We start from the raw sequence: 9,038 nt of genomic DNA, 5'->3' as shown, positions 1-9,038 counted from the left end.
CGCACACCTATTCGACCTAGCAGTAACTGCGGCACTAATTGCCGCGGCTGGCTTCCTCTATAATACATTCACGGCGCTGTATGGTGCCGTTGTTGAGGCAATAATATACTACATGGTAGTCGGCATCGCGGCAGTAATACTTGCGACGCTTAGGTACTCATCATTTAATATAAGCGGTAAATCTAGGGCGGTTCTAATAGTATTCGGCGTATTAATGGCTGGAGTAATGGCATATTTAACCTATGAATTCCTAGCTACCCGCAGATCTGGGGCGGTAACCCACTCGCCTATGGTGTTGAGCTTGGCGCCGTGGTGTTGGGGATTGCCGTGTATTTGATATCACGTTATGTTAATATGAGGAGGTTTGGTATTGACATATCCGTGGCCTATGCCGAAATACCGCCTGAATGATTATTAAAAATTGAATGTTAATTATCAATTATCAGATAATTAATAAAACTTTAATATAAGGAGAAATACGAAATAGTTGTATGGCGAGTACAACCGTTTGGTTGGTCGTTGGTTTAATAATAGGTCTTGTAATTGGTGTGGCAATTGGTTATGCGGTTATGCCACCTAAGGTTGTTACTAAGTACATTAATGCAACTACTACAAATGTGACCACCCCAGTCACTACTACGACTGCCACGACATCAACCGCGCCCTTCGCAGTCGGCGCCGCCGGCACCCTGAAGTTCGCGTTTACAGATATTCTCAACGTCATGCAGAGCCTTTACCCAGGCATAACCATAGCCCCAGCCATGTTCAAGGGTAGTGGTGAGGTTGCCCATACGGAGGCAACTACTCAACAGTTCAGTGTTGTGGCTTCTGCGGACACCACAACGATACCCTCCGTATTATTCCCCAACTACACCAATTATGAGATAGCCTTTGGAATTACGCAAATGGTCATAATAGTCAACCTAAACACCACGGCTGGTCAGGAAGTCTATCAACTATGGCAGCAGGCCCAGTCATACCCACCAATGTCCGCTCAATATAACGAGACTTGGCAGAAAATTTGGCAGATAATAGCCCTTAACTCAAGCACCGTTGTTGGCGTTTCAAACCCATTCACAGACCCCTCCGGCTACCAGGCGCAATGCGTCGTTAAGCTGGCTGGCTTGGCATTCTTTAACAATGCCTCATACCTATACGACGCAATATATGGAAATCCAAGTAAGTACATGATGAGGAATACAGAGATAGACCTACTAACACTAATGGCCTCTGGGCAGGTGGACTTCATACTCTCGGCCTATGAGAGCAATGCGATACCGCAGACGCAGACGTACCATAATACAGTATTCATAACGCTACCGCCATTCATAAACCTCGGCAACCTAAGCTATGTCGATTACTACCACCAAGTCAGTGTTACCTGGACTGAGAATGGCGTCACAAAGACCTTCGCATGCAATCCAGTTGTTTACACGATAACGATACCATTCCAAGCACCGAATAAACAAGCAGCTGAATACTTCCTACTACTGCTCTATAGCCCGATTGGTCAGAAGATACTTGAGGAGAATGGTATTGTACCCATAATACCCGGTATTGTATATGGTAATTACAGCGCTGTGCCTAATGCAATTAAACCCTTTGTTGCGCAGTTAAGCCAGTACCCACAGTATGCATCCATATTCCCAAGCCAGGGTTAAGGGAGTTAGTAGCATGAATTCATTAAAAATGAACATACCCATTATCCTAATTCTATTAATCTCCATACTCATCTTCTCAATCCTCATAATATACCCACTAGCCTGCTCATAGTCCTGGGCTTCCCAATGATACCAAAGGCCCTCTCCGTGGTTAGCTTCCTACAGGCAATTGAGGTGACCGTGGTCATGTCGACATTATCGGCAATAATAGCGATAATTATGGGGACGCCAATAGCCTACGTAATGGCTAGGTACGACTTTCACCTAAAGAGTGTCGTGGATGCCGTGATCGATATACCAATAATGATACCCCACATAATCGTTGGGATAATGGTCGTGCTAGCCTTCGCATCCTACTACGGTCTTGGCCCGTTCCTAAAGGCTCACGGCATTAACTTCATAAACACACTTTGGGGCGCCACGACTGCGGTCGCCTTTCTCTCATCGACATACTACATTAGGGTTGTTGAGGCATCGATTAGGATGATAAATCCTGAAATGGAGGCTGTTGCAAGGACCTAGGGCTAGCCCATTAAGGGTCTTCACGTCAATAATACTCCCCAGGATTTGGAGGTCAATGGCGACAGGCGCCATATTATCGTGGGCCAGGTCAGTCTCGGAAGCTGGTGCCCTATTCATTGTTGCTTATTACGTGTTGTTTGGTAAGAACCTTGTTTACCCAGCCTCGGTATACATCTACGAGAGCTATGTGGGTATTGGCTTGGTTAATGCTGTGGAGTTTTCGGCAGCGCTTGTCGCGGTCATGCTCGTGATATTCATAATCTATAGGGTCCTGGTTAGCTTGGGTGGTGGTAATGCCTGGTATGGTTGAATTAAGGAGCGTAGTTGTGCGGCTTAGGTACTTCACCCTAGGTCCAATAAGCACGGTTTTTGAACATGAGACGTACAACGTAATTCTTGGACCCACTGGATCAGGTAAAAGTACGTTACTTAAGACGATAGCGGGTATTTATAAGGTTAGTGAGGGCAGTGTGGTAATCGATGGCATTGACGTGTCTAGGGAATCACCAGAGACTCGTAACGTGTCCTATGTACCTCAGGGTTATGCAATTTTTGACCACATGACTGTTTACGAGAATATTGAGTATGGGCTTAAGTTCAAGGGCATTCCCAAGCCAGAGAGACGTAGGCTCATTATGGAGATTGCCAAGGACCTGGGTATTGATTACCTACTTAGTAGGAGGGCCGTTAACCTAAGCGGTGGTGAGCAGCAGAGGGTTGCGTTGGCTAGGGCCCTCGTTATTAAGCCAAAGGTCTTATTGCTGGATGAGCCTCTCTCAATGCTTGATAGGGAGACCAGGGATAAGATAATACTAATGCTCAGGGAGTTACCCAAGAGATATGGTATTACCGTGATTCACGTAACTCATGATTGGGACGAGGCGTACTCATTGGCTGATAGGGTGTACATTATGAATGAGGGCAAGGTAATAGAGGAGGGAGACCCTGAGCAGGTATTTAATAGGCCGAGTAATGTGTTCACGGCTAGGTTCCTTGGTTTTCAAAATGTCATTAGGGGCGTTGCAGAGAATGGTTTTGTAAGGCTTAATGGAGAGGTAGGGCTAAGTATTGATGGGAATATTAATGGTGAAGTTTATGTTTGCATTAGGCCTGAGTGGATCAAGGTTATTGTAGATAATGATGTTGATACTAAGGAGCAAAACGTGTTTGAGGGTATTGTTAATGAAGTGATTAGAATTAGGCTTGGTTATCAATTACTAATTTCAGTAGGTAGTGACCTAGTGATTACCGCACTGTCTGTAAAGGCCCTTAAACCTGGCGATAAGGTCCTGCTCGTAATACCTAGGGAAAATATTCATGTTATTAAGGGCTAAGTTCATTAATGATATTATACTCAAGTGAATTCTTATCTTATAATTTCTATACTTGTCAGTTGCCGAATTTATCTTCAGAAATTAATATAAATCCTCAATTTTTACATTAACCTGATGAGTGAGGAATCAAGTAAATGGTTTAAGGTGGCGATTGAGGCATCAAGGAGGTATGGAGGAAAGATAATGGTATTACCCAAGGTACCAGTTAGGAAATTAGGTGATTTCTCTATATGGTATACGCCCGGCGTCGCTGCGGTTTCTAAGGAAATAAATGCAGACGCTGACAAATCCTTTGAGTATACATGGAGGTGGAATGCAATTGCGATACTGACGGACGGCAGTAGAGTTCTTGGGCTTGGCAATGTTGGTCCTGAGGCAGCAATGCCCGTCATGGAAGGCAAGTCACTCCTCTTCAAGTACCTTGGTGGTGTCGATGCCGTACCATTACCCATTAGGGCGAGGACTCAGGATGACATTGTCAGTGTTGCAAAGGCTATAGAACCCGCCTTCGGTGGTATAAACCTTGAGGATATTGAGTCACCTAAGTGCTTCTACGTACTTGATAAATTAAGGGAGGAACTAAAGATAGCCATCTGGCATGATGACCAACAGGGAACAGCCGGCGCAATACTAGCCGCTTAATAAACGCCTTTAAGATTGTTGGTAAGAAGCTTGAGGACTCAACAATAGTATTTATTGGCGCCGGTGCCTCAAACATAGCGGCGGCGAGAATCTTGATTAAGTACGGGGTTAAGCCGGGCAATATAATTCTCGTTGATAGTAAGGGAATACTGCACCCGGAGAGGGATGACATGGATAAGCTAATGCTCACCAATCCATGGAAGTACGAACTTGCGATAAAGACCAACGCCGAGAGAAGAAAGGGTGGTATTAAGGAGGCGCTCGTCGGCGTTGACGCAGTCGTCGCCGCCTCAGTACAGGGTCCAGGCGTGATTAAGAAGGAGTGGATTAGGGCAATGAATAAGGACCCGATAGTCTTTGCCCTGGCGAATCCAATACCGGAGATTTGGCCCTGGGAAGCTAAGGAGGCCGGTGCTAGGGTTGTGGCTACTGGCAGGAGTGACTTCCCCAACCAAGTCAATAATTCCCTGGTGTTCCCAGGAGTTTTTAGGGGCGCATTGGATGCTAGGGTTAGAACAATAACTGATGAGATGATTATTGCCGCCGCGCAGGAGATCGCGAATTTTGTCGGTGATAGATTAAGCGAGGATAAGATATTGCCAACAATGGAGGAGTGGGACTTCTACCGAGGGTTGCCGCTGCCGTTGCTGTAAAGGCCGCAGAACAGGGTGTTTCCAGGAGGTCTTTGACTTGGAAGGATGAGTACAATAGGGCCAAGGAGATCATAGCAAGCACCAGATTAATGATAGAGACTTTGTATGGCAAGGGACTAATAAAGAACTTATTAGAAGACCTAGCCTGAATCTGTGTCAATCTCTAATCTGTTCAAGTAATGAAATAACCTGCCAGAAAATAACCCTACTAAAAAGTGGCATGTTTGGGTCTGCCAATGCCTCCTCGAGTATGCTGATGACCGTTGAAGCCTTAAGGCCTGCTCATGCCAGAGTCCATTAAAACCCTAACGGCTTCGCTGGCAGCCCTCCTGATATTTCTGGGTATGCCCATGTCCTGGACAACCCTGGTTAGGTAGTATAGGGCCTGCTTTATTCTTTCATCTGTTTCATCCTTACTTAATCCGGGAGTTTGCTTGCTTGACATATTTCATCACCAAGAAGACCTCTTTGTTGTCAGACGTTGGTAACTGATATAAAAGCATTTTTCTTTGCTTAATTCATTAGCTAATTAACGGCGTTCATATTTTTTTCAGGGTTTAAAGGTGCATGAATTATTTACGTATATATGTCCATCATGGTGATTAATTAGTCTTTAGATAGGTGCGTGAGAAAGATAATTATGTAAAGTAGTTATGTGCGATATGAACATTTTTATAACAAGCGAATGTTTTTTTAAATAGGTTCAGTAATAGTTCATTGATGTCGATAACCGAGGAGATAGACCAGACTGACATTGAAATTCTAAAGATGTTGCAGGATGATTGCAGGGTAACACTCGATGAAATGGCTAATAAATTGAAGATTTCGAAATCAACTGTTTATTACAGAATTAAGAAACTCGAGAGACTTGGCATAATACTCGGCTGCCATGCCAAGCTAAGCCCCGAGAAGATGGGTAAGGATTACGTGGCGGTGATACTCGTTAAGGCTAAATACGGCCCTGGCTACCACGAGAAGGTTGGTCAGAAGTTGGCAAGCATTGGTGGTGTGACGACGGTTTACTACATATTTGGTGAGTGGGACTTCGTGCTTCAGGTTAGGGCCAGTGGTAAGGATGAGATCCTTAGGATACTTGAGCAGATAATGAATATGGAGGAGGTTGAGAGGACCTCGACACTTATAGTAGCCAAGGTAATTAAGGAGGACCCAAGATTACCTATATAAGTACCTTTGCGTTTGCCTACCAAGGCTGATGGTTAAACTTCATGAAGAGTAAGTTTAACATATTGCTTCCTAACCTATTAAATAATGGAATTAACATTTTGGTTGTTAGACGTCACATATGGCATTGCTGGTAATACGCCGGAGTTAAGGTTATTCGGTATTGCAGATAATGGCAAAAGGGTCCTTGTTTTGGATAGGTCGTTTAGGCCGTACTTCTACGTATTACCTTCAGGTGATACTAATGCTGTGTTAAACAACGTTAAGCGTAAGTTGGAGGGTAGGGTATTGAATGTGGAGGTTGTTAAGCGCAGGTTGTTTGGTGGTGAGGTTGATGCCATTAAGGTTACGGCAACAATACCTGAGAAGGTTAGGGAACTTAGGGAACTCGCTGCTGAGGTTCCAGGTGTTGAGGATGTGCTTGAGGCTGACATTAGGTTCTCACAGAGGTACCTACTGGACATGGGTGTTAAGCCGAGTAATTGGGTTGTTGTTGATCAGTGTGAGGAGGTTAAGGGTAATTACCAGGTTGACTTGGTATGTCTTGCCAAGACCAGACCTAGGATGATTGAGGAGCATAAGTTACCCAGCTTTAAGGTGCTTGCCTTCGACATTGAGGTTTATAACCCAAGGGGTATGCCTAACCCTGATAGGGACCCCATAATAATAATATCGACAATGACTAAGGAGGATGGCATTAAGATGTTTGTGGCTGATGATAATAGGAATGATGCTAAGATAATTAGGGAGTTCCTGGATTACTTCAGGAAGTACGACCCTGACATAGTGGTTGGTTATAATAATAATGGTTTTGATTGGCCCTACCTAGTCAATAGGTCTTCAAGGGTGGGTGTTAGGCTGACCCTATCTAGGATGGGTAATCCACCCGAACCGAGCGTGTATGGTCACTGGTCAATAATAGGTAGGGCGAATGTTGACCTGTATAACTTCATTGAGGAGATTAGCGAGATAAAGGTGAAGAGCCTGGACCGAGCAGCCGAGTTCTTCGGAATAATGAAGAGGAGTGAGCGTGTCTTAATACCTGGCCATAGAATACATGAGTATTGGGATGACAAGAATAAGCGTGAATTACTTCTTAAGTATGCCAGGGATGACGTGGTCAGTACTTATGGATTAGCGGAGAAACTACTTCCATTCGCGATTCAGTTGTCCTCAATATCAGGGCTTCCACTTGATCAGGTTGGTGCGGCCAGCGTTGGTGCCAGGGTTGAGTGGATGATATTTTACGAAGCAGTTAAGAGGGGTGAGTTGGCTCCTAACCGTGAGGAGAGGCCCTACGAGACTTACAAGGGTGCTGTTGTGCTTGAGCCGAGGCCTGGGCTTCATGAGAACATAGCCGTGATAGACTTCTCCAGTATGTACCAAGCATAATGATGAAGTATAACGTCTCACCAGACACACTGGTGCTTGGGGATTGTGATGACTGCTACGTGGCGCCTGAGGTTAATTATAAGTTCAAGAAGTCGCCTGAGGGGTTATACTCCGGCCTACTTAGGATCCTTGTTGAGGGTAGGCGTAGGGTGAGGGATTTAATGAAGAAGTACCCTGAGGATAGCCCCGAGTGGGTTCTACTTAATGAGAGACAGAGGGCGCTTAAGATCATGGCTAATGCCATGTATGGATACTGCGGTTGGTTGGGGGCTAGGTGGTATAGGCGTGAGGTGCTGAGGCCGTCACTGCATGGGGCAGGAACCTGCTTAAGACCGTTATTGAGAAGGCCAGGTCCCTGGGCCTACCAATAATCTATGGTGATACTGATAGCTTATTCGTTAGGAACGTTAGTGATAAGGTTGATGTATTAATCAACTACATAAATAATGAGCTTGGCTTTGAGGTTAAGGTTGATAAGGTGTATAGGAGGGTTTTGTTTACTGAGGCTAAGAAGAGGTATGTTGGTTTGACAATTGATGGTGAGATAGACATTGTCGGTTTTGAGGCCGTTAGGGGTGATTGGGCCGAGATTGCTAAGGACGTTCAGGAAAGTGTCGCCGAAATAGTGCTGACAACGGGTGATGTTAGCAAGGCGGTTTCCTACGTGAAGTCTGTGATTGATAAGGTTAAGGCCTATCAATTCGATATTGACAACGTAATTATTTGGAAGACGCTTGATAAGTCATTGAATGAGTACAAGGTGTTGACGCCTCATGTCGCGGCGGCTAAGCAGTTGGTGGAGGCTGGTTATAAGGTTGGTAAGGGTGACATGATTGGTTACGTAGTCGTTAAGGGCGGTGGCGCCAAGCTGGCCTATAAGGTTAAGCCGTACATACTTGTTAAGGATATTAGGGAGATTGATGTTGATTACTATGTTGAGAAGCAGATAGTCCCTGCCGCAATGAGGATACTCGAGGTTTTGGGAGTTAAGGAGTCACAGCTTATGGAGGGTAAAGCAGGTAGGTCAATCTTGGATTATTTCTCGTGAGAAAGCTTGTTAGGTATTGAATTACTGAGTTAATGGAAATATGATGATTTTTAAAGTATTTCATTAGGTTTACTTGATGTTTGTTCCTACCTTACTTAGGTATTCGTCTATTGTTAGTATTAGCATGTCGGTGGGCACCTTCGTTATATTACCCACCCTAGACATTATTAATAGCTTAACGCCTTTGCCTGATGCAACATCAACAAGGCGTTGCGTGCAGACTCCATCAAATATTACGGCATAGGCATTAGATAGTTGCTGTAGTGTGTCTACGAGGTCCCTCACGGGTATTCTCTTAATCTCCGTCCAGTGATCATCGTATATAATAGCCTCCAGTGTTCCCCCAAGTTTCCTCATCTCATCAATAACATTTGGAGGTAATTGGGGTAATTCAAGACTTGGCTGTTGAGATTGAGGCGGTGATTGCTGAGGCGTTACTGGCGCTGTTGTTGGCGGTGCCGATTGCGCTGGCTGTGGCTGCGGTATTATCTGTATCTTCTCAGCCTGTTGTGCTTGTTCCTGGACAGGAACCTCTATGGCCTGCGCCTGTGGTATTTCCTGCTGCGACTGTGATTGTGCCTGCCTAGCCTCCTCGATTAGCTTT

The 9,038-nt window shown here is 45.0% G+C and carries 9 protein-coding genes and 3 pseudogenes; 9 read left to right on the top strand and 3 right to left on the bottom strand.

The window, feature by feature from the left end; translation table 11 throughout:
* The 6 genes and pseudogenes from JCM16159_RS08355 to JCM16159_RS08335 form a co-directional block, all read left to right on the top strand.
* Positions 1-337: pseudogene (locus JCM16159_RS08355) on the top strand (hypothetical protein); the annotation flags it as partial.
* 154 nt (positions 338-491) lie between these two features.
* The gene (locus tag JCM16159_RS08350; RefSeq protein WP_054857516.1) at positions 492-1,661 is read left to right on the top strand and encodes a substrate-binding domain-containing protein; all 1,170 of its coding nucleotides are present in this window, start codon (positions 492-494) and stop codon (positions 1,659-1,661) included.
* A 126-nt stretch (positions 1,662-1,787) separates the two neighbouring features.
* A complete protein-coding gene (locus tag JCM16159_RS16365) occupies positions 1,788-2,183 on the top strand; it encodes an ABC transporter permease subunit (RefSeq protein WP_243666409.1) in 396 nt (131 codons plus the stop codon).
* The gene (locus tag JCM16159_RS16360; RefSeq protein WP_243666408.1) at positions 2,170-2,493 is read left to right on the top strand and encodes a hypothetical protein; all 324 of its coding nucleotides are present in this window, start codon (positions 2,170-2,172) and stop codon (positions 2,491-2,493) included. The genes JCM16159_RS16365 and JCM16159_RS16360 overlap by 14 nt, the downstream gene beginning before the upstream one ends.
* Entirely contained in the window at positions 2,477-3,517 is a 1,041-nt protein-coding gene (locus JCM16159_RS08340; protein WP_054857526.1) for an ABC transporter ATP-binding protein, read from the top strand. Before JCM16159_RS16360 ends, JCM16159_RS08340 begins: the two co-directional genes overlap by 17 nt.
* A gap of 114 nt (positions 3,518-3,631) precedes the next feature.
* Positions 3,632-4,961: pseudogene (locus JCM16159_RS08335) on the top strand (NADP-dependent malic enzyme).
* 7 nt (positions 4,962-4,968) lie between these two features.
* Here the strand turns inward: JCM16159_RS08335 and JCM16159_RS19115 are convergent.
* Both JCM16159_RS19115 and JCM16159_RS19110 read right to left on the bottom strand, forming a co-directional pair.
* Complete coding sequence (locus JCM16159_RS19115) at positions 4,969-5,049, bottom strand: UPF0147 family protein (RefSeq protein ID WP_367834404.1); 81 nt, start codon at positions 5,047-5,049, stop codon at positions 4,969-4,971.
* A gap of 34 nt (positions 5,050-5,083) precedes the next feature.
* Positions 5,084-5,257: a UPF0147 family protein gene (locus tag JCM16159_RS19110; RefSeq protein ID WP_367834400.1), complete on the bottom strand. Its 174-nt coding sequence runs from the start codon at positions 5,255-5,257 to the stop codon at positions 5,084-5,086.
* Positions 5,258-5,532: 275 nt separating this feature from the next.
* On the opposite strand from JCM16159_RS19110, the gene JCM16159_RS08325 reads away from it, so the two are divergent.
* Positions 5,533-5,997, top strand: a complete 465-nt coding sequence (locus JCM16159_RS08325) for an Lrp/AsnC family transcriptional regulator (RefSeq protein ID WP_054853431.1) — start codon at positions 5,533-5,535, stop codon at positions 5,995-5,997.
* Positions 5,998-6,081: 84 nt separating this feature from the next.
* Positions 6,082-8,434 (top strand): annotated as a pseudogene (locus tag JCM16159_RS08320) (DNA-directed DNA polymerase).
* A 69-nt stretch (positions 8,435-8,503) separates the two neighbouring features.
* Here JCM16159_RS08320 and JCM16159_RS16355 read toward each other — a convergent pair.
* Entirely contained in the window at positions 8,504-8,791 is a 288-nt protein-coding gene (locus tag JCM16159_RS16355) for a hypothetical protein (protein WP_243666416.1), read from the bottom strand.
* 14 nt (positions 8,792-8,805) lie between these two features.
* Between JCM16159_RS16355 and JCM16159_RS16350 the strand changes: the two genes are divergently transcribed.
* Positions 8,806-9,021 (top strand): hypothetical protein, encoded by a 216-nt coding sequence (locus JCM16159_RS16350; RefSeq protein ID WP_243666415.1) that lies wholly within the window; start codon positions 8,806-8,808, stop codon positions 9,019-9,021.
* The last annotated feature ends 17 nt before the right edge of the window (positions 9,022-9,038 follow it).

The organism is Vulcanisaeta sp. JCM 16159 (genome assembly GCF_001316265.1).
In the GTDB taxonomy this organism is placed as follows: domain Archaea; phylum Thermoproteota; class Thermoprotei; order Thermoproteales; family Thermocladiaceae; genus Vulcanisaeta.
Note: the sequence above shows the minus strand (reverse complement) of the source record. Positions and strands in the feature narration are given on the sequence as shown.

What these genes read in the sequence shown, in the direction of transcription:
- JCM16159_RS08350 (WP_054857516.1), top strand. Translation starts at nt 492, where the DNA reads ATGGCGAGTACAACCGTTTGGTTGGTCGTTGGTTTAATAATAGGTCTT.
- JCM16159_RS16365 (WP_243666409.1), top strand. Translation starts at nt 1,788, where the DNA reads ATGATACCAAAGGCCCTCTCCGTGGTTAGCTTCCTACAGGCAATTGAG.
- JCM16159_RS08340 (WP_054857526.1), top strand. Translation starts at nt 2,477, where the DNA reads ATGCCTGGTATGGTTGAATTAAGGAGCGTAGTTGTGCGGCTTAGGTAC.
- JCM16159_RS19110 (WP_367834400.1), bottom strand. Translation starts at nt 5,257, where the DNA reads ATGTCAAGCAAGCAAACTCCCGGATTAAGTAAGGATGAAACAGATGAA.
- JCM16159_RS08325 (WP_054853431.1), top strand. Translation starts at nt 5,533, where the DNA reads ATGTCGATAACCGAGGAGATAGACCAGACTGACATTGAAATTCTAAAG.
- JCM16159_RS16355 (WP_243666416.1), bottom strand. Translation starts at nt 8,791, where the DNA reads ATGAGGAAACTTGGGGGAACACTGGAGGCTATTATATACGATGATCAC.